This window comes from Erwinia sp. S38 (genome assembly GCF_016624545.1).
Lineage (GTDB): Bacteria > Pseudomonadota > Gammaproteobacteria > Enterobacterales > Enterobacteriaceae > Erwinia > Erwinia coffeiphila.
This window is the reverse complement of record NZ_JACVTS010000027.1, coordinates 60572-83547: the sequence shown is the minus strand read 5'-3', so window position 1 is coordinate 83547 and position 22976 is coordinate 60572. Positions and strand designations below refer to the sequence as shown.

The 22976-nt window shown below is 53.3% G+C and carries 25 protein-coding genes and 1 tRNA gene; 16 read left to right on the top strand and 10 right to left on the bottom strand.

The genetic code is table 11. From position 1 onward, the window contains the following. Positions 1 to 725: 725 nt before the first annotated feature. The 10 genes from IBT46_RS23600 (at position 726) to IBT46_RS23555 (ending at position 8132) form a co-directional block, all read left to right on the top strand. Positions 726 to 1706 carry a 6-phosphofructokinase gene (locus IBT46_RS23600; protein ID WP_200547631.1) on the top strand — a complete coding sequence of 327 codons (981 nt, stop codon included), beginning with the start codon at positions 726 to 728 and terminating at the stop codon, positions 1704 to 1706. Between the two features lie 9 nt (positions 1707 to 1715). Continuing rightward, positions 1716 to 2006: a PTS sugar transporter subunit IIB gene (locus IBT46_RS23595; protein WP_200547630.1), complete on the top strand. Its 291-nt coding sequence runs from the start codon at positions 1716 to 1718 to the stop codon at positions 2004 to 2006. A 15-nt stretch (positions 2007 to 2021) separates the two neighbouring features. Continuing rightward, on the top strand, positions 2022 to 3359 hold the full coding sequence (locus IBT46_RS23590) for a PTS sugar transporter subunit IIC (RefSeq protein WP_200547629.1): 1338 nt from the start codon (positions 2022 to 2024) through the stop codon (positions 3357 to 3359). 8 nt (positions 3360 to 3367) lie between these two features. Next, positions 3368 to 3640, top strand: coding sequence for a hypothetical protein (locus tag IBT46_RS23585; RefSeq protein WP_200547628.1), 273 nt, complete (start codon positions 3368 to 3370; stop codon positions 3638 to 3640). A 6-nt stretch (positions 3641 to 3646) separates the two neighbouring features. Next, the gene (locus IBT46_RS23580; protein WP_200547627.1) at positions 3647 to 4084 is read left to right on the top strand and encodes a PTS sugar transporter subunit IIA; all 438 of its coding nucleotides are present in this window, start codon (positions 3647 to 3649) and stop codon (positions 4082 to 4084) included. After that, positions 4081 to 4620 carry an AAA family ATPase gene (locus IBT46_RS23575; RefSeq protein WP_200547626.1) on the top strand — a complete coding sequence of 180 codons (540 nt, stop codon included), beginning with the start codon at positions 4081 to 4083 and terminating at the stop codon, positions 4618 to 4620. Before IBT46_RS23580 ends, IBT46_RS23575 begins: the two co-directional genes overlap by 4 nt. A 35-nt stretch (positions 4621 to 4655) precedes the next feature. Next, positions 4656 to 5567: a tagatose-bisphosphate aldolase gene (locus IBT46_RS23570; RefSeq protein ID WP_200547625.1), complete on the top strand. Its 912-nt coding sequence runs from the start codon at positions 4656 to 4658 to the stop codon at positions 5565 to 5567. Positions 5568 to 5649: 82 nt separating this feature from the next. Then, the gene (locus IBT46_RS23565; protein WP_200547624.1) at positions 5650 to 6333 is read left to right on the top strand and encodes an HAD family phosphatase; all 684 of its coding nucleotides are present in this window, start codon (positions 5650 to 5652) and stop codon (positions 6331 to 6333) included. 235 nt (positions 6334 to 6568) lie between these two features. Then, positions 6569 to 7372, top strand: coding sequence for an endonuclease/exonuclease/phosphatase family protein (locus tag IBT46_RS23560; protein WP_105591149.1), 804 nt, complete (start codon positions 6569 to 6571; stop codon positions 7370 to 7372). A gap of 16 nt (positions 7373 to 7388) precedes the next feature. Continuing rightward, entirely contained in the window at positions 7389 to 8132 is a 744-nt protein-coding gene (locus IBT46_RS23555; RefSeq protein ID WP_200547623.1) for a class I SAM-dependent methyltransferase, read from the top strand. Positions 8133 to 8138: 6 nt separating this feature from the next. On the opposite strand, the gene IBT46_RS23550 is transcribed toward IBT46_RS23555, so the two are convergent. The 4 genes from IBT46_RS23550 to gloB form a co-directional block, all read right to left on the bottom strand. After that, positions 8139 to 8837 (bottom strand): cyclase family protein, encoded by a 699-nt coding sequence (locus tag IBT46_RS23550; RefSeq protein WP_200547622.1) that lies wholly within the window; start codon positions 8835 to 8837, stop codon positions 8139 to 8141. Between the two features lies 1 nt (position 8838). Then, a complete protein-coding gene (locus tag IBT46_RS23545) occupies positions 8839 to 10104 on the bottom strand; it encodes an MFS transporter (RefSeq protein WP_234472009.1) in 1266 nt (421 codons plus the stop codon). 390 nt (positions 10105 to 10494) lie between these two features. Continuing rightward, positions 10495 to 11877 (bottom strand): murein transglycosylase D, encoded by a 1383-nt coding sequence (gene mltD / locus IBT46_RS23540; RefSeq protein ID WP_105590667.1) that lies wholly within the window; start codon positions 11875 to 11877, stop codon positions 10495 to 10497. A gap of 71 nt (positions 11878 to 11948) precedes the next feature. Beyond that, entirely contained in the window at positions 11949 to 12704 is a 756-nt protein-coding gene (gene gloB, locus IBT46_RS23535; RefSeq protein ID WP_200547620.1) for a hydroxyacylglutathione hydrolase, read from the bottom strand. A 103-nt stretch (positions 12705 to 12807) separates the two neighbouring features. Here gloB and IBT46_RS23530 point away from each other — a divergent pair, with 103 nt between their 5' ends. After that, positions 12808 to 13539 (top strand): class I SAM-dependent methyltransferase, encoded by a 732-nt coding sequence (locus tag IBT46_RS23530; protein ID WP_200547619.1) that lies wholly within the window; start codon positions 12808 to 12810, stop codon positions 13537 to 13539. Here the strand turns inward: IBT46_RS23530 and rnhA are convergent. Continuing rightward, a complete protein-coding gene (gene rnhA / locus IBT46_RS23525) occupies positions 13524 to 13991 on the bottom strand; it encodes a ribonuclease HI (protein ID WP_105590671.1) in 468 nt (155 codons plus the stop codon). The genes IBT46_RS23530 and rnhA overlap by 16 nt on opposite strands. A 51-nt stretch (positions 13992 to 14042) precedes the next feature. Here rnhA and dnaQ point away from each other — a divergent pair, with 51 nt between their 5' ends. Beyond that, positions 14043 to 14795: a DNA polymerase III subunit epsilon gene (gene dnaQ, locus IBT46_RS23520; protein WP_200547618.1), complete on the top strand. Its 753-nt coding sequence runs from the start codon at positions 14043 to 14045 to the stop codon at positions 14793 to 14795. Between the two features lie 133 nt (positions 14796 to 14928). Then, positions 14929 to 15005, top strand: a tRNA-Asp gene (locus IBT46_RS23515). Between the two features lie 158 nt (positions 15006 to 15163). Here IBT46_RS23515 and IBT46_RS23510 read toward each other — a convergent pair. Then, the gene (locus IBT46_RS23510) at positions 15164 to 16669 is read right to left on the bottom strand and encodes an NCS1 family nucleobase:cation symporter-1 (RefSeq protein WP_200547617.1); all 1506 of its coding nucleotides are present in this window, start codon (positions 16667 to 16669) and stop codon (positions 15164 to 15166) included. A 146-nt stretch (positions 16670 to 16815) separates the two neighbouring features. Between IBT46_RS23510 and IBT46_RS23505 the strand changes: the two genes are divergently transcribed. Genes IBT46_RS23505 through puuE form a run of 3 tightly spaced genes read left to right on the top strand, consistent with a single transcriptional unit; the run spans position 16816 to position 19263 of the window. Then, the gene (locus tag IBT46_RS23505) at positions 16816 to 17529 is read left to right on the top strand and encodes a GntR family transcriptional regulator (protein WP_105590674.1); all 714 of its coding nucleotides are present in this window, start codon (positions 16816 to 16818) and stop codon (positions 17527 to 17529) included. Between the two features lie 2 nt (positions 17530 to 17531). After that, on the top strand, positions 17532 to 18269 hold the full coding sequence (gene hpxA, locus IBT46_RS23500) for an allantoin racemase (RefSeq protein ID WP_200547616.1): 738 nt from the start codon (positions 17532 to 17534) through the stop codon (positions 18267 to 18269). 34 nt (positions 18270 to 18303) lie between these two features. Next, positions 18304 to 19263: an allantoinase PuuE gene (gene puuE / locus IBT46_RS23495; RefSeq protein WP_105590676.1), complete on the top strand. Its 960-nt coding sequence runs from the start codon at positions 18304 to 18306 to the stop codon at positions 19261 to 19263. A 55-nt stretch (positions 19264 to 19318) separates the two neighbouring features. Here the strand turns inward: puuE and hpxZ are convergent, their stop codons facing one another. The 4 genes from hpxZ to IBT46_RS23475 are packed head-to-tail and all read right to left on the bottom strand — an operon-like array spanning position 19319 to position 22886. Then, positions 19319 to 19702 carry an oxalurate catabolism protein HpxZ gene (gene hpxZ / locus IBT46_RS23490; RefSeq protein ID WP_200547615.1) on the bottom strand — a complete coding sequence of 128 codons (384 nt, stop codon included), beginning with the start codon at positions 19700 to 19702 and terminating at the stop codon, positions 19319 to 19321. Beyond that, a complete protein-coding gene (locus IBT46_RS23485) occupies positions 19699 to 21102 on the bottom strand; it encodes an AtzE family amidohydrolase (protein ID WP_200547614.1) in 1404 nt (467 codons plus the stop codon). The genes hpxZ and IBT46_RS23485 overlap by 4 nt, the downstream gene beginning before the upstream one ends. Then, the gene (gene hpxX, locus IBT46_RS23480) at positions 21099 to 21287 is read right to left on the bottom strand and encodes an oxalurate catabolism protein HpxX (RefSeq protein WP_200547613.1); all 189 of its coding nucleotides are present in this window, start codon (positions 21285 to 21287) and stop codon (positions 21099 to 21101) included. The genes IBT46_RS23485 and hpxX overlap by 4 nt, the downstream gene beginning before the upstream one ends. Positions 21288 to 21299: 12 nt before the next feature. Beyond that, positions 21300 to 22886, bottom strand: coding sequence for a gamma-glutamyltransferase family protein (locus tag IBT46_RS23475; RefSeq protein ID WP_200547612.1), 1587 nt, complete (start codon positions 22884 to 22886; stop codon positions 21300 to 21302). Positions 22887 to 22976 lie beyond the last annotated feature (90 nt).

Genomic DNA, 22976 nt, shown 5'->3' with positions numbered 1-22976 from the left:
CCTGCCTGTCACGCAGGGGGTCGCGGGTTCGAGCCCCGTCCGTTCCGCCACTTATTACGATAGCCCTGAGCATTAGATCAGGGCTTTTTCGTTTTGACATCTTAGTGCCCTCTTATGTTTCTATAGCCGCATGTCTGGAGCTATGGGCTTCACCTCTGTAGTATCGTCACTCCCAATCGTCTTCTACAGACGCTCACGTTAGATCAGCACACCATCACACCATCACACTTTCATCCTTATACGCCCCCATATCCTCCAAATCCTCATACCGCCGTACCTCTTGTATCTTCACACTTATACATCTTCTAAAGCTATCCACCTTTTCTGCTTCAAGTCTGCATTCCATCACATCTTCTTACTCACACATATCCACACCTTATTTCCGAAATCGGGGTGCCAGCCGGCTCTATCAAAAAATCTCAGAACCTGGATTAATGTGAAATTACTCACAAAATAGCGAAGAGCTTATTCGGACCGGAAAGATGAAATAACACCACATAGATCACATAATATTTAATATTAAAAATCAATAAGTTATATTTTTTATTGCGCAATGCCCGATTAAATTGAGTGATATGTATCACAAAACTGACCTTGTAATCAGCTTGTCAAGACGCCTCTATAGTCAAAATCGTTTCAAAAATGAGACTTACTTCAAAAAATTAAATTCATGCTTCTTTAACATTCACTGCACGTTTCAAATGAATATATATCTGAGGTCAGCCATGAAAATAGGATTAGTAATAAGCGGTGGTGATGTCAGCGGAATGAATAATTTTTTATTTCAGATTGACCGTATGACGGATGCTGAAATCGTTATTTTCGATGGTGGTATTAACGGCCTGATTGAAAATCGCTGCAAAGACATATCTCGCCGCGATCTGGTTGATTTATCAATTTCTTCCGTGCCGATTATTTCTTCGGGAAGAAAAGAAGATAAGTGTAAACGATCTGACTATGAACGAATTGCTAAAAATATCCGTCTAAAGAAACTAGACTGTTTAATCATGGGCGGTGGTGATGGTTCATTTCAATTTTTGAAAATGCTCAGTACCTATGATATTAACTGTTATGGCGTAGGAATGACCATTGATAATGACATTACGGGAAACAGTTATACCATTGGTTTTTCTACCGCCTGTGAACAGGTTATTAGTGAGGTGGAAAAGTTACGTAACACCGGGCGGGGTTTGCCGGGCCGAATTTTTATGATCGAGCTGCTTGGTGGTTATTGCGGCGAACTGACATTACAGGCTGCACTGAAAAGTAATGCGGATATTGCGTTGATCCCTGAAGTTCCCTGGGATATCGACACTCTGGCAGGTCGGATAAAGCAAAAAATCGACAGTCAGAATAGCGTCATTATTCTTTGTTCTGAAGGCTATACCAAAGAGTACACTCCGGGATTCCAGGGCGCTATCGATACTATGATCGCTAAGCTTGAACATAAAATTGGTATCAGAATCAGAAAAACCATATTGGGATATGGATTACGCAGCGGTAAGCCTACCGGTGAAGAGATTATTCAGGGTGCTATTCTTGCAGAGGAAGTTGTTCGATGCATTAAAAGCGGCCTGACCAATAAAGTCATTGTTATGAATAACAATAATAAAGCAATCCCGATCGATCTTGAAAATTCCGACAAACGTTTAGTGGATGAAGATAGTAACCTCTACAAACTGGCTAAAATAAATAACCTTATCTGAGGTGTTAACATGCTTAAAGTACTCTGCGTATGTGGCTGTGGTCTTGGCTCAAGTTTTGCGATTGAAATGAGCGCAAAATCTGTTTTACAAAAACTCTGTATTGATGCCGATATTGAGCACACTACAGTATCAGAAGCATCCTCATTCAAATATGACATTATTCTGACGCAGAAAATGTTTGCTGATGTATTAACATCGGACGCCAGCGACGATCAAAAAAAGAAAGTCATTATATTAAATAAGCTCACTGATAAAAAAGAAATAGAAGAAAAAATCCTCGCCTATATGAACTCAAACTGAAACTTGGGGTGACAAGTGGACGCTATTATTCATTTTATTGTGAAAGACTTTCTCGGCCAGGCTTCAATACTGATTGCACTGATCGCCATGCTGGGATTGATCCTACAGAAAAAATCCGTCGGTAAAACGATTGAGGGCACCTTCAAAACGCTACTGGGCTTTTTGATCATGATGGCGGGAATCAATATCATTGTTGCCGCCTTAACCTTCCTCAACGACATCTTTACCAGCGGTTTCGGTATGCAGGGCTACATAACGGATGTGGCGGCTATCGCAGGCGTAGCGAATCGTGAGTTGGGTTCGGAAGTGGCACTGACGCTGTTGGTGATTTTTGCCGTCAATATCCTCATTGCCCGTATCACGCCGTTTAAATATATCTTCCTGACCGGGCAGGCGCTGCTGTGGATGGCGACAATCGGCACCGTGATTGGCTACAAAGCCGGTTTGACGGGTGCGACGTTGATTCTGACCGGGGGGATCTTCGGCGGTATCATGGCGGTACTGATGCCGGCCATCGCCCAGCCCATCGTACGCAAAATCACGGATTCTGATGATGTCGCACTGGGTCACTTCTGTACTATCGGCTACCTGGTGCAGGCGGCGGTTGCCAGAGCCATTGGTAAGAACTCGCGCTCAACCGAGGATCTGACGCTGCCGGATAACTTCAAGTTCCTGCAGGATACCTACCTGTCGATGGCGGTTATCATGGTGCCGATGTATATCATCCCCGCCATTTTCGCCGGTCCTGACTACATCGCCCAGTTCTCCAACGGTACCAACTACATCATGTTCTCATTTATGCAGTCGATGCAGTTTGTCGCCGGGGTCTTTGTCCTGTACAGCGGCGTACGCCTGCTGCTTAACGAGCTGGTGCCGGCCTTCCGTGGCATTGCCATGCGCCTGGTGCCGAATGCTAAACCCGCTCTCGACTGCCCTGTACTGTTTCCGTATGCCCCTAATGCGGTGATTGTCGGCTTCCTGGCCACCACCGTGGGGTCGATTATCGGCATGATCGTCTTCCCGATGTTTGGTCTGGCGATGATCCTGCCGGGGCTGCTCACCAACTTTTTCGCCGGTGGTGCTGCCGGGGTGTTTGGCAACGCAATGGGCGGGCGTAAAGGCGCGATAATTGGCGGTGTGGTCCACGGCCTGTTCATTACCCTGCTGCCGGCAATCCTGGTGCCCCTGCTGGAAACCTTCGGTTTCAAAGGCGTGACCTTCAGTGATTCAGATGTGATCGCGACCGGACTGGTGCTCGGCCACGCCTTCCAGAATGAGTGGCCATTTGTCATCGGCTTTATTGCTTTCGTCGTCTTTATTGTCTGGTTTGCCAATAGAAAGTTGAGCAAATAGGAGGAACTATGTTCTCAAAGCTAAAGCAAATGTTCAGCCCGGAAAATTCAGCAACAGAAACGGAAAATAATGAACAGGCAGATAGTATTGCTACTGAATTAAAGAAGCTTGAATCCGAACTGGCGGCTAACCCTGCTGATAATAATGCGCAGAAAGTATTAATGGTTAAATACAATCAGGCGATAAAGATTTATTCATCCAGTAAGACATATCGTCATCGTGTAGATGATGTCTTTATAAAAATGGATGAGCTAAGGAATACCATCCGAAAAAATATATGAGGTAACATGAGCATAAAGCACTTTCTTGCAGAAAACCAATATATTCAAGTCCAGATGGAAGTTGATTCCTGGAATGAAATCATTCACCAGGCGGCAAGGCCATTAATTGCAGGCGGGTTTGTCACTGAACATTACCCGCAGGCGGTGATTGATAATACGATCGAATACGGTGCTTATTATGTTTTTGATGAAGGTATTGCTATTCCACATGCACGACCGGAATGTGGTGTCATTAAAGACTGTTTTAGCATGGTGACATTAAACAAACCGACGTCGATTAACGGAAGTCCTCCGGTCGATATCGTTGTAATGTTCGGCGGTGTGAATGGCGATTCCCATATCACCGAAGGCATTGCATCCATCGTTGGGCTACTGGAGCAGGAGGAGACGTTACGACATATCAGGCAAGCGAAAACGATTGATGAAATTATCGGACTACTATGAAAACACTGATTCTAGTCAACGGTATCCCGGCATCAGGTAAGAGTTCAGTCGCGAAAATTATTGCCGATTATTTTTCTTATCCGGTGCTGAGTATCGATGAAATTAAAGAGCCTTTTATGGTTCAGTTCGCGGACATTATCGACAGGCCATTAAACAGAAAGCTGGGATATGCGGCCTACGAGTCCATGTTTAACATTGTGATGTCCTCTCCGCCAGAGACAGTATTTATTATGGACGCCTGGTTTGGTTTTCGTGATAAATCGATACTTGAAGGATATCTGGAAAAACTTGGTGAAGTCAGAGTTTTAGAAATATGGGTTAAGGCGTCGCCTGACCTGGTGGCCGAGCGATATAAACAACGCTGCCACTGCCGGGTAAAAGGTCACCCGGGTGAGGAATATATTCCTGAGCTTATTTTACTGGCTGAAAACGCAAAGCCAATGTGCCTTGGGAAAATGTATACCGTTGACCAAAATATCGGCGCCAGCAATGACGAACTGATTATTTGGATCAAAGAGAACAATCAGCGTAATTAAAATTTACTTACTCTCACCCTATGAGGAATACATTGATGAACAAAATGACAACGGCAGAACGACGTGGTTATCAAATGATTTGTGATGCAACCGGCTCAATGATGGTGGTTGCCTGCGACCAGCGTGGTGGCATGCGTACTTTGCTGGCGGCAACGCCGGAAGAGCAGGCGTTAATCAGTAATGAAACCTTAGGAAAAACGAAATACGATATCACCGCCTATCTGGCCTCACAGGCTGGCTGCGTACTCGTTGACCCGATCTGCGCCGTTCCGGGGATTATTGATGAAGGCGTGGTGCCGCGCGATACCGGATTACTCATTGGTCTGGATGCCTCCGGTTGGAGTACGTCACCGGAAGGGTATCGCATTTCAAACATGGTTGAGGGGGTCACCGCTCGCAAAGTGCGTGAGCTGGGGGCGACGGGCGGCAAGATTATGATCTATCTGCGCAGCGATAAGCCGGAAGCCAACGTGGCCAACCTGCAGACGCTACGTGATGTGATTGCCGATTTTGCCCACGAGGATCTGTTCCTGGTGGTCGAATTTCTAACCTATCAGCTGGAAGGTGAGAGCAAAGAGGAATACCAGAGCAAAATCCCTCAGCTGATCCAGGAAGGCTGCCAGGCGTGTATTGACTGCGGATCTAAAGTCCTGAAAATTTCTTATCCGGGCAGCGAACAGTCCTGTGCAGCGGTCACGGATATCTGCGGTGACGTGCCGTGGGCCGTGCTGTCTGCCGGGGTCGATCATGCTACCTTCCTCACTCAGGTGGATATCTCGCTGCGTAACGGGGCTTCCGGGGTGATAGCTGGGCGTTCACTGTGGAAGGACTGCATCTCACTTGACCGTAACGTGTCGAAAGAGAAGCTTTCCTCGATTGCGGTTTCCCGGCTTCGCGATATCCAGCAGCTGCTGGTGAAGTACAAAAAACAGCTTAACGTGGCCTGATTGACAGATTGGACCGTTAACAGATGACCTTCGGGCGGCGCTTAGCCGCCCTTCGTATGATGAACGTGGTGAAGAACAGATAATGAAGACTCTGGATTTGATCATCTTTGATTGTGACGGCGTGCTGATTGATTCTGAAATTATCGGTATCAGATTAACCGTCTCGCTGCTGAATCAGCACGGTGTAGACATTGACGTTGCCGGTTTTACGCGTTTATACAGCGGGCTGGACTGGGATGCGTTAATCGGGCGTATCCGGCAGGATAGCGGGGTGAGCCTGCCCGCAAATATCGGTGAGGATTTTTATCCCCGGCTGATGGCAAAATTTGCCCTCGAGCTGGAAAGGATTGCGGGTAGCATGGAGGTGGTCAGCGCGATTGCAACGCCGAAATGCATCTGCTCCAATTCCGGTAGCGAACAGCTGGACTCTGTGTTGACGCAGGTCGGACTAAAAAGCCTGTTTGCACCACATGTCTATTCGGCGAGAGATCTGGGACCGGGGCGAGGCAAGCCCGAGCCGGATATTTTTCTGCACGGCGCGCGGCAGTTTAATGCGCGGCCGGGCAACACGCTGGTGATTGAAGATTCGGTACACGGCGTGATGGCGGCAAAACGGGCCGGTATGTACGTGGTCGGATTCACCGGCGGTGCGCATACCACGCCAGATCACACCAGCCGTCTTATCGCCGCAGGGGCGGATGTGGCGATCGATTCGCTGTATCGCCTGCCTGAAGAGGTTGAACGCTTTCGGCGGCGTGCTTCATGACTGCCGTGCCATATCGTCTGTAGACGCGTTTGCCAGTGGGGCAGGGTGAGAGGCACAGCGGTTCTGTCAGTCCCAAGTCCGCTGGCAAAAGCGGCAGTCTGTTCGCCTGCACATTGTTTGCATTTACTTACGGAGAAGCTCGGGGAATTACAGCGCGGTGATTGAAACTGCACCGCAAAGCCCCTATAACTGGAAGATAGAAAGCATCCTTCGTTGTAACTGTGCAGGCAATAACGTGCGAAAAAAGACTTATGCCATGAGATATGTAGCAGGGCAGCCAGCGGAACGTATTTTTCCGCCGGGCTCGATGCTTCATGTCGGACAGGCATTACCGCCAGGCGCACCGCTCACCACGGAAACCTCGCTGAAAGTTCTGGTCTGGAATATCTTCAAGCAGCAGCGGGCTGAATGGCTGTCGGTGCTGCAAAACTTTGGTAAAGATGCGCATCTGGTGCTTCTGCAGGAGGCACAAACCACCCCTGAGCTGGTCCGCTTCGCCACCAGTAATTACCTTGCGGCAGACCAGGTCCCCGCTTTTGTGCTGCCACAGCATCCTTCTGGCGTGATGACGCTGGCATCAGCGCATCCGGTTTATTGCTGCCCACTGCGTGAACGAGAACCCCTGCTGCGGCTGTCCAAGTCCGCTCTGGTGACCGCCTATCCGCTGCCTGACAGTCAGATGCTGATGGTCGTAAATATTCATGCGGTGAATTTCAGCATTGGCATTGATGTTTACAGCAAGCAGCTGGGGCCGATTGGTGAGCAAATTATCAACCATCAGGGGCCGGTTATTATGGCCGGGGACTTTAATGCCTGGAGCCGCCAGCGCATCAATGCCCTGTATCGTTTTTCCCGAGAAATGGGCCTGCGTGAAGTACGCTTTACTGACGATCATCGCCGTAAGGCCTTCGGCCGTCCGCTTGATTTTGTCTTCTATCGCGGCATGGGCGTAGCCGAGGCTTCGGTGCTGGTCACCACGGCTTCCGATCACAATCCGCTGCTGGTTGAATTCAGCTCACGCCCCGCGAGTACTTTCTGAAAATAAAGGAACTATTATGGCAAGCCGTCATCACGATCACGTCGATAAGCAGTTTGGCGAGCAGGCAGGTGCCTATCTGACCAGCGCAGTACACGCCAGCGGTCGCGATCTGGTTAAGCTGAGTGAGCGCTTGTATGCCGCATCTGACGCGCGGGTGCTGGATTTAGGCTGCGGTGCCGCGCAGCACGTTAAAGAGGTGGTGGCTTACGATCTCTCCGAAAAAATGCTGACGGTAGTGGCGCAGACGGCACAGGAACGAGGTTATCACCATCTGACCACGCGGCAGGGCTATGCGGAAAAGCTGCCGTTTGCCAACGATGAGTTTGATATCGTTATCAGCCGCTATTCCGCTCACCACTGGCACGATGTCGGCAGCGCGCTGCGTGAAGTTCGCCGCGTGTTGAAACCGGGCGGAAAAGCGATCTTTATGGACGTCAATTCGCCGGGGAATCCGGTGCTGGATATCTGGTTACAAACCGTTGAAGCGCTGCGCGATACCTCGCACGTTCGGGATTATTCCCCCGGTGAGTGGCTGACGCTGTTTACCGAGTCCGGGTTAGCCATCGGGTCGATTTCCCACGACCGGCTGGAGCTGGAATTCACCAGTTGGGTTGAGCGCATGCGTACGCCGCAGGTGATGGTGCAGGCTATTCGTGCCTACCAGCACTCCGCCCCCTACGACGTTCAGCGATACTATGCGCTGCAACCCGACGGCAGCTTTACCACGGACATCATTTTTATTGAGGCCAGCAGGCCCTGAGCTTGATTACGACTCTACCAGGGCAATCGCCCGCACCGGCGAGGCTGACGCGCCTTTAATCCTCAGCGGTAAAGCGATAAAGGTAAACGATGTGGGCAGGCAGTGCAGATTTGCCAGATTCTCGACGATCAGGCAATCGGAGCCCAGCACGGCATGATGTGCCGGATGTCCCTCGCTGCTGAAGCTATCCAGCGACATCGCGTCGGTGCCAAACACGGTAATCCCTTTATCAATCAGATAACGTGCTCCTTCGCCCGACAGCCCCGGCCAGTCCTGCAGGAAAGCCTGATGGTTCGGGCGGGGCTGCCATTTTTTATCATAGCCGGTGCGAAAAATAACGATATCGCCCGCAGCTATCGCGCCGTGTTTCTCTTCCCACTGCTGAATCTGTTCGAGGGTGATTAGGCCGTTTTTCTCAACGTGGGACATATCCAGGCAGCGCCCTCGCCCCGTGAGCTGGCGAACATCAATGCTGTCGATGGTTTTCCCTTCGGCAATAAAATGAATCGGCGCATCTACGTGGGTGCCACAGTGATCGCCAAGGCTGAGCTGGCAGTTATAGTTGCCGTCCCCCGCGACATAGTCTTCTGAACGATGGCAGAAAAACTTGCCGTGAGTTGGCCATACCGGCATGAACTCTTCATAGAGATGATTCAGCTCAATCAAACGGTGGCGGCTCAGCAGATTAACCAGTTCAGTGCTCATATCAGGCCTTTTTAACGTTAACGGTTTCTTTAATTAACCAGAGTGGAATACAGGAAATCACCAGCACTGCCGCAATCACCAGGTAGTGCGTGGTAAAGCCGTAGCTGTGGATGATCCAGCCGCTGACCGGAGCAACCAGAATACCGGCAATACCCACAGCCAGGCCGATCATCAGTCCCATACTTGACGCGGCCGCGCGCGGGGATGAGTCGATTAACAGTGCATAGGCCACCGGGAAAGGCGAGTTACGGAACAGCCCCCAGAAGATCAGTATGGCCCATGCCAGTGCGGCTGAGTGGATGAATACGCAGAGTGCAGCAGCCAATATCCAGCCCGCGATGATGATCGTTAGTGAGCGTTTGCGCCCTTTGATATCAGAGAAACTTCCCCAGACGATCTGACCAATCCACCCGGTTAGGCCGGAAGCCCCGGAGATAATCGCTGCTGTAGAAAGATCGAGGCCCACTTCACGGGTTAACTGTAGCGTCAGAAAGTTAGCAATACCCATCTCCGCCCAGGTAAAACCAAAAATCAGCAGTATCGCCAGCTGGCAGTTGCGGTTTTTCAGGCAGGACAGAACGTTGGCCCAGATGGATGACTGCTCAACGGTCTGCTGCAGGGATTCCGTTACCGGTGGCGTAAGGCCATTTTCAACAATCCATTTATTGACCTTATCGTGATTTTTCTTCGTTCCCAGCAGCAGCTGAGCGACTAAAATCACCAGCCCAATCATGGGAATAAACAGGAACGCTTCACGCCAGGTCGCAAACGCCAGGATAGCAGCAATCAGCACCGGCCCGATAAACTGACCGAGGGGAAAACCGGTATGGTGAACGCCAATTGCGAAACCACGGTTTTCCTTCTGCCACCATTCACCGAGCAGGGCGACGTTAATCGGTTCGGAACCGCCGGTGCCCATTCCCATCGCCACGCGCAGTGCCTGAAACATGCCAAGTGTTTTACAAAACGCGGTCGCTACACCGGAAACTACTTCAACCAGCACCGCCACACACCAGCTGTAGCAGCGTTTATGCCCGGTCCCAACCCAGTCAGAAAACAAACCGAACAGGATGGCACCTGTTAAGGTTCCGACAAAGCTGAGCGAGTTGAGCCAGCCGGCCTGCACCTCGGTGAGGTTAAACGAGGTCATGATCGCCGGTAGCAGCGTGGGAAGAATAATTCGGTCGATAGAGTTCATCAAAATGGCAAGCGTGGTGATCACCAGCATCCACCATGAAATGGGGTGCGCTCGCGGAATAAAACGCATTAAGCCGCGTCTGGCAGCTGGCTGATGAGCAAGCGGCGGTACTGTCCTGCTTTCGGCCCGCTGGGCCATTTCTGAAGAGGGAAGAGTCATATCCTGTGCCTTTAGAATCGACGTTATCGGTACCGCTCTGCAACTGGACTGGCAGAGCGGGAAGCCTGGTGTTGTTATTTTTTTGCGTGCTTAGAACAAAAATTAAACATGTAGGTAACATTAGATTTCAGGTGTACTACCATACAAGAAAAGGCGTGCGATAATTCGATCTGCATCACAGTCACTGCAAAGGAAGCGCTAGCGGGATCACACATTGAACTGCGCAGGAGGCGATATCAGGAAGAGAGAAAACAAAAAAGCCAATCCGAAGATTGGCTTTTTAACAAGTATTTCAACAGATTAGCTGTCTGGCGTTGCGCTGTTATTTACAAACAACGTCAGCTTGTCGCCCGGCTGAAGATTTTTGGCATTGTTGGCAACACTGTTCCAGCGCACCACATCCTTGATATTCACACCGTGACGCTTCGCAATACTGGCCAGAGAATCACCCTTGCGAACCTGATAGGTGATGCTGTCGCCGTTATTTGCCAGTCGCGTACTGCTACTCGTTCCCAGATTCAATATCTGGCCGGGTTTAATGCTGGCAGTACGCAGATTGTTAGCGCGCTGCAGGGTCTTCACCGGAATACTCAGGCGCTTGGCGATAGCGGACAACGTATCACCATTGCGCACCTTGTAGGTGGCCGGAGAAACGCTGTTCTTCGCCAGCGACGTTGGCTGAACTGCGGCAATATCACCTTCTGCCAGTGAATTACGCAGCTGCGCAACGTTGGACTTCGGAACCATAATGTAGTGAGGACCATTTGGTGCCGTTGTGCCACGTTTGTATCCCGTGTTGAAACTCTTCAGCTTGCTCAGAGACATGCCTGCCATATCGGCGGCCTGTGTCAGTTCAATCTGCTGACCCACTTCAACACGTGCCAGTGCGCGGGTTTCGTTTGTCGTTGGCAGACGAATACCATAGCGCTTGCTGTCCTTGAGCAACTGCCCCAGAGCCAGCATTTTTGGCACATAAACCGTTGTTTCGCGTGGAAGCGCCAGGGACCAGAAATCCGTCGGTCTCCCTTTGGCTTTATTCGCCTTCATCGCTTTCAGCACGCGGCCTTCACCACTGTTATAGGCGGCTACCGTCAGTAACCAGTCACCGTCAAACATGTCGTTAAGGCGCTGCATCATATCCAGAGCAACTTTTGTCGATGCGACAATATCACGTCGCCCGTCATACCATTGATTCTGTTTCAAGCCGTAGTTTCGCCCCGTTTGCGGCACAATCTGCCAGATGCCAGCGGCATTCGCAGATGATGTTGCATGGGGGTCAAAAGCGCTCTCCACTATGGGTAGTAGTACCAGTTCCATCGGCATTTTGCGTTGCTTAATCTGCTCGACTATCCAGTACATATACGGCTCTGCCCGTAATGTTACATCGTGGAGATAGCTCTTGTTCTTCAGGTACTTCTGTTTCTGTTCGCGTATCCGGTAATTATCCGGAACCTTCATCTTCAGCTCGTCGCTAATGAAATTCCACAGATCCTGACCCTGCGCGAGGCCGGTTCCATCGTCCTGCCATCGAGGGGACAACATTGAATCTGAGTACTGTCCATTTTCACCTTGACCTGCCGAAGACAAACTCTGTGCATGCTGTTCAGGAATGTTGGCATCATGCTTTGATGCCTGGCACCCCACCAGCAAGACCGAGGCGAGAATTATCGCTTTAGCCTTCATGTGTGTGTCAATAGTTCGATTAAAAGACGAGCAATCATACGTGCTCGTCCCAGTCATGACAACCTAAAATATTAAAAGTGGTCTTTCTTTGCCCGTAAGGCAGCAAATACCTGCCACTCATGTTGCATAGTTGTTTCTAAACCGATTTGTTTTTTTAATTCAATATCTTGCGTCATTAAGAAAACATTGATTTTTCGCTCAAGTTCCAGTTTTGTCGGTAAAGTTATGTGGTTTTTTGAGCGTAACTCCTTAATTTTATGCAGATAGCGTTCTATTTCCTTATGTTGCGGATAAATCGCGTGTGCAAAAGTTAAATTCGATAATGTGTATTCATGCGCGCAACAAACTAAAGTATCGGCCGGAAGTGAATTAAGTTTCTGAAATGATTCGAACATTTGTTTTGGCGTTCCCTCGAATAATCTACCGCAGCCGCCGGAGAACAGCGTGTCGCCACAAAAAAGATAAGGGGAACTGAAATATGAGATATGTCCCAAAGTGTGACCGGGCGTAGCATAAATATCGAATTCCAGGTCAAGAATTTTGATTTTTTCGCCTTCGCCGACGATTTTAGTGGCGCCTTTACCCTGCGTTTCCTGCGGACCGTACACCGAAATATCAGGATACCGGGCCAGGATTTCAGCCACGCCCCCCACGTGATCGTGATGATGATGAGTGAGTAAAATCGCGACCGGCTGCCACTGATTTTGGGACAGGGTGCGCAAAACCGGTGCGGCTTCGCCTGGATCAACGATCAGACAGCGCCCCGCAGTGTCATTTAACATCCAGATGTAGTTATCCTGAAGTGCCGGAATGCTGGTAAGATTCATATTCACCTCTTTATACTTTTCATCAGTGACGCCGCACCAGGTGTCCTGCGGCAACGCTAATCAGACTGGGTATACACTCATAATGGATAGAAGATGGTAAAGCATGAAGCCTGCTAAAACACGCCAAATCCGCCACGTGCCTGACTCATGGTCGCAAATTCCCTGCGGCGAGTTTTATCGTGATGCGCTTGCCCATCATCTGCGCCCCAGTCTGGCCAAACTGTATGGTTTTCATCTGCTCAAGCTGGGCAATCTCAGTGCGGAAATTGATACGGAAGCCTGCGCTATTTCTCATCAGGTTAATGTGGGACTGAAAGGCGATCTGCTCCAGGTTAAAGCAGACCCGCTCAGTCTGCCTTTTGAATCGAAGTCGGTGGATGCCTGCCTGCTGGCTCATACTCTTGCCTGGAGCAGCGATCCGCATCGCATCCTGCGTGAAGTCGATCGGGTATTAATTGATGACGGCTGGATGCTGATCAGCGGATTCAATCTGTTCAGTATGTTGGGCGTCGGCAAGCTGATCCCGGGCGTTCACCGTATGATCCCCTGGAACAGCCGTATGTTTACGCAGATGCGGCTGCTGGACTGGCTGAGCCTGCTGAATTATGAAGTGGTGCAGCGCAGCGGTTTTCAGGTATTACCCTGGAGCCGGCAGGGCGGGAAGGTGATCAGCACGCACCTGCCTGCGCTTGGCTGCCTGAATCTTATCGTGGCCCGCAAGCGCACCTTCCCGTTGATTATCAATCCGATGAAAAAGAGTACCAGCAAGCCGAAGCTACAAACCGTGGGCGCTACCCGACAGTTCCACCCGCGGTCCCCTCAGGAACCCGACTGATAGCCAACGTCATCAAATGTGGGATTACCGGCAGCGCTGCGGGCCAGTTCGTCACAGCGTTCGTTTTCGATATGACCGGCGTGGCCTTTTACCCATTTCCAGTCGATGTCATGCAGGCTAAGTGCGCTGTCGAGGCGCTGCCACAGGTCGACATTTTTCACCGGCTTTTTATCCGCCGTTTTCCAGCCGCGCTTTTTCCAGTTATGAATCCAGCTGGTGATCCCCTGGCGCACATACTGGCTGTCAGTACTCAGAATGACCTTACAGGGCTGTTTCAGCGCCTCAAGCGCCACGATCGCCGCCATCATTTCCATGCGATTATTAGTGGTCAGATGGAATCCGGCGCTGAACTCTTTTTCATGCTCGCCGTAGCGAAGAATCGCACCGTATCCACCGGGTCCTGGGTTGCCGAGGCACGAACCGTCGGTGAAAATTTCTACCTGCTTAAGCATCTCTGGTAGACTCCCTGTAGAAAAACGCCAAGTCTGACATAAACGGGTCCTATGAGCACAGTAAATACCACACGCCAGATCGTACTCGATACCGAAACCACCGGTATGAACATGATTGGTACCCACTATGAAGGGCACTGCATCATTGAAATTGGTGCCGTCGAGGTGATTAACCGCCGCCTGACCGGCAATAACTTTCATGTTTATCTGAAGCCCGATCGGCTGGTGGACCCGGAAGCGTTTGGCGTTCACGGTATTGCCGACGAATTTCTTGCTGATAAACCGACGTTTGCCGACATTGCCGATGACTTCCTCGCCTACATCGACGGCGCGGAGCTGGTCATCCATAACGCCTCGTTCGATATTGGCTTTATGGACTATGAATTCGGCAAGCTCAAACGCAATATCCCGAAGACAGAAACCTTCTGTCAGATCACCGATAGCCTGGCGATGGCGCGCCGGATGTTCCCCGGCAAGCGTAACAGCCTTGATGCGCTGTGCTCGCGTTATGAAATAGATAACAGTAAGCGAACGCTGCACGGCGCACTGCTTGACTCCGAAATCCTGGCGGAAGTCTTCCTGATTATGACCGGCGGCCAGACCTCGCTGTCGTTTTCAATGGAAGGGGAAAAGGAAGAACAAAGCGGCGGCGATACTATCCATCGTATTGCCCGACCTTCATCGGGGCTGCGCGTTCTGCGCGCCAGCGAGCAGGAACTGGCCGAGCATGAAAAACGACTGGATCTGGTACAGAAGAAAGGCGGCAGCTGCCTGTGGCGTCCGCAGCAGGAAAATGTGCAGTAAGTCACTAAAAATGCGCAATAAAACCGCTTTAAGTGCAAAAAAAGAACAGTTGAAATAATTCTGAATAAAAAGCGTTGACGAACGTTTTGTCGATACGTAATATCCGATTCGTTCCCGACGGGGAACAAAGCGCGGAGCGGTAGTTCAGTTGGTTAGAATACCTGCCTGTCACGCAGGGGGTCGCGGGTTCGAGCCCCGTCCGTTCCGCCAAGTATACAGAGAAAGGCCGATTCGAAAGAATCGGCCTTTTTCGTTTCTGCTTTCCTGAAAAACGTTCCGGCGAAAAAAAAGCCGCAACGCGATCCGTTACGGCTTTCTTCAAAACTTCACTAACAGGCATGACCGCCTGAGCTAAGTTTATTACGTTGCTATTGTTGCTCTTTCTGCATCACCACATCGGCACGGTAATCACCGCCTGCTCGTGCAGAGGCCATTTCATCGCGGGCAATCCAGCGGTAGGCTCCGGCTCCCAGCGCCACGCCGATAAACCAGCTGAAGTTCGCCACCGCGTGCAGCGAAGGGATAAAGCTGATCACCAGGCCAATGCCCACCGACGGCAGCAGGGCGGCAATCGCTTTCGGGTTGAAGCCGCCTTTGTACCAGTACTTTCCTTTCGGCGTGTCGTCGAACAGGTCGTCAACGGAGATCTTGCTGCGCTTCAGCAGATAGAAGTCGGCAAGCAGGATGCCGAACAGCGGCCCGATAAATGCGCCCAGCACGTCCAGCGTATAGTGAATCAGCTCCGGTGACTGGAACAGGTTCCACGGCGTTAACAGCACGGAACCCACGGCCGCAATCATCCCGCCGGTACGGAAGCTGATTTTCTGTGGGGAACAGTTAGAGAAGTCGAAGGCCGGAGACACAAAGTTGGCCACAATATTAATGCCGATGGTGGCGGTAATCATCGTTAACAGCCCGATCGCCACCGCCAGGTCATTACCGACCATGCTAACGGTTTCAATCGGATCGGTAATCATGCGGCCAAACAGCGATTGCGTACCGGAAACGATCACCACGGTAACAATCGAGAACAGCAGGAAGTTAAACGGCAGGCCCCAGCGGTTACCGCGGCGGATTTCACCCATGCTTTTACCGTAGCGTGCAAAGTCACCGAAGTTCAGCAGCGGGCCGGAGAAGTATGACACCACCAGCGCAGTGGCGGTAATCATCTGCCAGACCTGCTCGCCGCCGCTCAGCGACTTGCTGGCCAGCGTAAAGGAGATACCGTCAAAACCGGTTTTGTATACAATCCATCCGGCAAGTGCGCCCATTACTACGTACACGGCCGGGCCGGCGATATCGATGAAGCGTTTAATCGCGTTCATACCGTGCCAGAACACCATAGCCTGCAGCAGCCACATAATGCCGAAGCAGATCCAGCCCAGCTGTGACAGTCCCAGCCAGGACACCTGAGTCATTGGGGTCAGGGCAGGCCAGAACTTCAGCGACACCAGCATCAGCGCGTTAGCGGCCAGATAGGTCTGGATGCCGTACCAGGCGAAGGCGATTAAACCGCGGATCACCGCCGGGATATTGGCACCGAATACGCCGAACGCCTGGCGGCAGACCACCGCATAAGGAACGCCAGTCATCTGGCTGGGCTTCGCCACCAGGTTAGCGCACAGCTGTACGATGCAGATCCCCACCAGCAGGCACATCAGCACCTGCCAGCTGGCCAGCCCCAGCGTAAAGAAGCTGGCTGCCACCACATAGCCCCCCATGCTGTGTACATCCGACATCCAAAAAGAAAAAATGTTGTACCAGCTCCAGTTCTGCTTGCGCACGGGAGCAAGGTCTTCATTACACAGCCGCGGGCTGTAGTTTTTGGCGGCCTCTGATGCCGCCGCCGGGGAAGAAAGTTGACTCTTTGGCATGAAACCTGCTCCTCTGAATACAGTAAGAAAAAACGTGCCTGTTAAGGTCATTGCAGGATTCAGGCCAGATCTTAAAACTTTGTATACAAAAACAGGTTATTGCTGTGTACGATTGTCGATGGAAATGATGTTTACCGGAGAAGGTAATGAAGAGTGAAACCGGGCTGAAAACGGCCTCTGACCTGAGTGATAAGGATGAACCTATCTATCAGGCGCTAATGACGGCGATTGTTGAACATCAGCTGCCGCCGGGCAGTAAATTACCGGAAGAGGCGCTTTCCGAGGTCTTTGGCGTGAGCCGCACCGGCATCCGCAAAGTGCTTCAGCGCCTCGCAGCGGTGCAAATGATCACGCTGACGCCCAAACGTGGTGCGCAGGTGGCCACGCCTTCCGTGGAAGAGGCGCAGGATATCTTCCGCACCCGCAGTCTGCTTGAGTGTGCCAATCTTCCCGACGTTCTGGCGCACTGCCGGGGTCCACACCTGGCGGCACTGGAAAAAATAAACCAGCAGGAACAGCAGGCCCATGCCGTACATGATGGTGCCGCCGCTATCCGGCTTTCCGCCGCATTCCATATTCAGCTACAGGCGATATCCGGCAATCAGGTGCTGACCGAGCTGGTGACGCGCCTCAGCCAGCGCTCTTCGCTGGTGGTGGCGGCCTACGGCGCACCCTGGCAGCACGGCTGCCGCTGCGACGACCACGACCGGCTGCTGGAACTGCTGCGTGAAAAAGAACTGGATCGGCTGACTGACGCATTACGGAAACATTTCGATCATATCGTTGCCAGTCTGCACTTTGAGCGCAGTGGCGAAACGCTACCTGACTTTGCCCGCCTGTTTGCGGCAAAAGGAGCCTGAGCATGAACAAGCAGATCATTCAGGTGATCAATCCCAATACCAGCCTCGCGATGACCGAAACCATCGGTACGGCGGCGCGCGCGGTGGCGGCCGGTAATACTGAGATTCTTGCCGTTTGCCCGCAGCAGGGCGTTCCGTCGATTGAAGGGCATTTCGATGAAGCGATCGCGGCGATTGGGGTGCTGGAACAGATCAAAGCGGGGCGCGAGCAGGGCGCTCAGGGACACGTTATCGCCTGCTTTGGCGATCCGGGGCTTCTGGCCGCGCGCGAACTGGCGCAGGGCCCGGTGGTGGGCATCGCCGAAGCGGCAATGCATATGGCGACAATGGTTGCCACGCGTTTTTCGATTGTCACCACGCTGCCGCGCACGGTCATTATTGCCCGCCATCTGCTGCGGCAGTACGGCTTTGAGCACCACTGCGCAGCGGTACACGCTATTGATCTGCCGGTGCTGGCACTGGAAGACGGTAGCGGTATCGCGCAGGAAAAAGTGCGCCAGCGTTGTATACAAGCCATACGTGAAGACGACAGCGGAGCCATTGTGCTCGGCTGCGGCGGCATGGCCGATCTGGCGCGTGAACTGACACACGAACTCGGCGTACCGGTGATTGATGGCGTGGGCGCGGCGGTCAAAATGGTGGAGTCGCTGCTGGCTCTGGGGTTGAATACCAGTAAGCATGGCGATCTGGATTACCCGATTCGAAAAAAACTATCAGGTCAGTTTGAACGCCTAAACTAAGGCAACGATCTGTTCCGATACTAAGGATGTTTTGATGAGCGATAGTCCGGAAAAGAAAGAGTACAGCTTTAACAAAAACTACCCGCGTGACCTGATTGGCTACGCAGGGAATCCTCCTCACGCCGCCTGGCCGGGTAAAGCACGGATCGCCGTGCAGTTCGTACTCAACTATGAAGAGGGGGCGGAAAACAACGTCCTGCACGGTGATGCGGGCTCCGAGCAGTTTCTGTCCGATATCATCGGTGCGGCAAGTTATCCCGAGCGGCATATGTCGATGGATTCGCTCTATGAATACGGCTCTCGTGCCGGATTCTGGCGCATCCATAACGAGTTCCAAAAGCGTAATCTACCGCTGACGGTATTTGGCGTGGCAATGGCGCTGGCTCGCCACCCGGAGATCGTCGAGGCGATCAAAAACGCAGATTACGACGTTGTCAGCCACGGCTGGCGTTGGATCCACTACCAGGGAATGGATGCGAAAACCGAGCGCCAGCATATGCAGCAGGCGCTGGATACGCTCACCGATCTGTTTGGCAAAACGCCAACGGGCTGGTACACCGGGCGCGACAGCCCGAATACCCGTCGGCTGGTGGTGGAGCAGGGCGGGCTCACCTACGACAGCGACTATTACGGTGACGATCTGCCGTTCTGGACCCAGGTGACCTGTCAGGACGGCACCGTTAAACCGCACCTGATTATTCCCTACACCCTTGAAACCAACGATATGCGCTTTGCCACGCCGCAGGGTTTTAACACCGCAGAGCAGTTCTACACCTACCTGCGTGACAGCTTCGATGTGCTGTATGAAGAGGGTGAAACCTCGCCGAAAATGCTTTCCATCGGTATGCACTGCCGCCTGCTTGGCCGCCCGGGTCGCTTCCGCGCGCTGCAGCGCTTCCTGGACCATATCCAGCAGCACGATAACGTCTGGATTTGTACCCGCCAGCAGATCGCCGATCACTGGATAAAAACGCATCCGGCTCCGCAGGCCTGATCAAAAACGGATGGGGAAACCCATCCGTTTTTTTACGCGATCGGAAGAACATCAATCAGGCCATTAAGCTGACCTGTGCCGCAACAATCCGCCAGCCACAGGGCAGTTTCACCCAGGTCTGCTGCTGACGTCCGATTTTATCGCTGCCCTCACGAGTAAATTCGGTGCTGCAAACGGCAAAATCCTCGCCAAAGGTGGATATCACCGTATTACGCAGCTGGCGGTTCAGCCCGACGGGCGAGCGTGATGCACGGAATTCGCGGATAGCGTCAATGCCATACAGATTCTCACCGGCCCCCAGGCGCACGGTGCGCTCATCGTGCCAGAACAGCTCATCCAGTACGACGGTGTCGTTGCTGATTAAGGCTTCCTCATAACGGTAAAAGGCCGCTGTCACTTCAGCGTGGATCGCCGGGCGATCGATATGTTCACTTTTCATTTTTTATCTTCCATGTTTGCAGGCATCGCCTGCGCAATATCCATCTGCTCCAGCGCCCTGGCGGCTCGCAGACAGGCTTGTTCGTTAAACGGTGCCGCGATTAGCTGCAGGCCAATCGGCAACCCACTCGTCGTCCGTAACGGAACGGTAGCGACCGGCAGTCCGAGGAATGAGATCGGCTGGGCCAGCATGCCCATACTCGCGCGAGTTGGCAAGTCGTTGCCATTAATGCGCATTGTCTGCTGGCCAATCAGCGTGGCGCAGGTCGGCGTGGCGGGAGCGATCAGCACATCAACATCGTTGAACAGCGCCAGCGCCTGCTGCTGGCAGTGGCGGCGGAAACGCTGAGCCTGAACATACCATGCCGAAGGCAGCATGACACCGGCCAGCAATCGCTCGCGGGATGCCGGTTCAAAACGCTCCGGCGACTGCTTCAGCGCGGGCAGATAGTGATTTCCGCCTTCGGCCGCCGTAAGAATAAATGCCGATGCGCGTGCCAGCTCGGCCTCCGGCAGTAAAAACTCATCAATGGCTTCCAGCGCCTTTGCCGCGGTGGCGACGGCGGTGCGAGCGTGCTCATCGCACCACTGCTGAAAATAGCCGCCCAGCACGCCGACGCGCAGGCCGCCAATCCCACGATCCAGCTGTGAAACGGTGGCGGCAGGGGCTTCCGTCGCCTGAAATGCATCAGCGGGATCGTGGCCCTGCAGGGCATCATACACTTCTGCCAGATCGTTCACCCGCCGAGCCAGTGGACCAATATGGTCGAGGCTGGCAACAAACGGATGGCTGCCGCTGCGCGACAGGCGGCCAAAGGTGGGTTTCAGCCCAAAAATTCCGCACAGCGAAGCCGGAACGCGAATGGAACCGTTGGTATCGGTGCCGAGTGTGAAGTGAACCAGCCCGGCGGCAACGGCAGCGGCAGAACCGCCGGACGATCCTCCGGCAATACGCGAAGTGTCATGCGGGTTTCGCGTTGCGCCATAGTGGGTGTTTTCCGTGGTGAAACCGTAGGCGTAGGCATCCATATTCAGCATGCCTGACAGCATCGCTCCGCTGGCGGTCAGCTGCCGCACCGCCCAGGCATCCTCCCTGGCAACGGGGCGATCGCTGAACAGGCTGGCCCCGGCCAGCGTGGTGTGACCGGCCACATCAAACAGGTTTTTAACCGCATAGGGCACGGCGGCCAGTGCGGGGAGAGGCTGGCCGTCACGCTTAAGGCGATCGAGGCGCTGAGCCTCCTGCTGCATGCGATCGCGCGTCACGCCGGTCCAGGCGTTAATCGCCGGGTTGTGCTGTTCTATCGCCGCAAGCGTCCGGCTGGCGATATCCGCAGCGCTCAGATCGCCCGTTGCCAGCGCCTGTCTGATTTCACTGATGGAAAGAGCGGCCAGATTCATGCTTTATATACCCCCGCCACTTCCAGCCGGTCATCCAGCGGAAAGGCCATCAGCGGTGCCGCCATGGCGGCAATTCGGGTGAACTGTACCAGCAGCTCGGCCCGGCGTGCTTCGTCGAGATCCATCCCGAGGATCTGCTCCATCTGTAAGATATACGTTGCCCAGTCAGGCTGAGTTGGCGTCATGTTCTTCTCCTGCTAAAAGCCCGCGGCGCTGCCGTTGCTGCGGGGATCGAAGGCACCTTCCAGCATGCCGTTGGTATGGCGTACGATCGCGCCTGCGTGGCCTACCGCCTCGCTGAAATCGGGCAGTAGCTCGACCTCATGTCCCAGCGCCTGCAGCGCGTTGATGGTTTCCGCGCTGAATCGCCCCTCCAGCTTCAGGGAGTCGGAAAGCTGTCCCCAGGTGCGGCCCAGCAGCCAGCGCGGCGCGCTGAGCGACTGTTGCAGCGGCATTCCCTGAACGACATGACGGGTGAAAATGGCGGCCTGGGTCTGCGGCTGGCCGTCACCGCCCATTGAACCGTAAACCAGCGTGCGGCCATCGTTCAGCCGTGCGGCGGCCGGATTGAGGGTGTGGAACGGCTGTTTACCGGGGGCCAGCGCCAGCAGGTGATCGGCATCCAGGCTGAACGACGCTCCGCGATTTTGCCAGGTGATACCGGTGCCCGGCAGCACGACGCCGCTGCCAAACTCGTGATAAATACTCTGGATAAAGGAGACCGACAGCCCGCTGCTGTCCATCACGCCCATCCATACGGTATCACCCGGGCCTTTGCCGTTGCCCCATGGCGCGGCCTGATTCAGATCGATCCGATCGGCAAGCTGCTTCAGGCGATCGGATGTCAGCAGCGACTGCATCTCTTCGCGCATGAAACGCGGATCGGTGATATGGCTGTCGCGCAGTCCGAAAGCCAGTTTGGTGGCTTCCACGATGCGGTGGATGGTCTGCGCCTCGTCCGCGTCTTCCATCGCCAGATGGTCGGTGATGCCCAGAATAGCCAGCGAGACCAGCCCCTGGGTGGGTGGGGTCATGTTGTAGATATCGCCAGACTGGTGGCGAATGCGCAGCGGCGTGCGGCGTTTTGCCTGTTGACGATTCAGATCCTCCAGCGTCACCGGCATACCGAGCTGTGACATCTCAGCGGCCAGGCGCTGTGCCAGCGGGCCGCGATAGAAGGTGTCCAGCCCTTCTTCTGCCAGCTGGATCAGCGTAGCGGCAAGGTCCGGCTGCACAAAGCGGCTGCCGGCTTTCGGGATTTCATTTCCCGGTAAAAACGTGGTAGCAAAACCAGGCTGTTCGGCCAGTTCCGCGTATTTGCTGGCGGTGGCTTCCGCCTGTGAAGCCGTGATCGGAATACCGTCAGCCGCATAGCGGATCGCATCATTTAACAGGCGAGCCAGCGGCAGCTGCTCACCGCCGTATTCGCCGGAAACGGCCAGCGCTTCTGACCAGCCGCTAACCGTCCCAGCCACGGTCAGCGCCGATTTCGGGCCGCGATAGGGAATATGGCTTTCGCCCGCGTAAAAGTCGAGATCGGCCAGGGAACCTGCCGCGCCGCTGGCATCAATAGCGACCGGCTCGCCGCCCGGCGGTACGATCAGCCAGAAACCGTCGCCACCCAGCCCATTCATATGGGGATAAACCACCGCAATGGTCGCGGCTGCGGCGACCATTGCCTCAATGGCGTTGCCGCCCGCCCGTAAAATTCCCAGTGCGCTCTCGCTGGCCAGATGATGTGGGGTCACGGCCATCCCCTGCGGTGCCATATTGCTCTGATTCATATTATTCTCGTTATTGCTCGAACTGACTCTGACTAAAGCAAGAGTCATTCCAGTTTTTGTATAACAATCAGACGCACGCGGGGCGTTCCG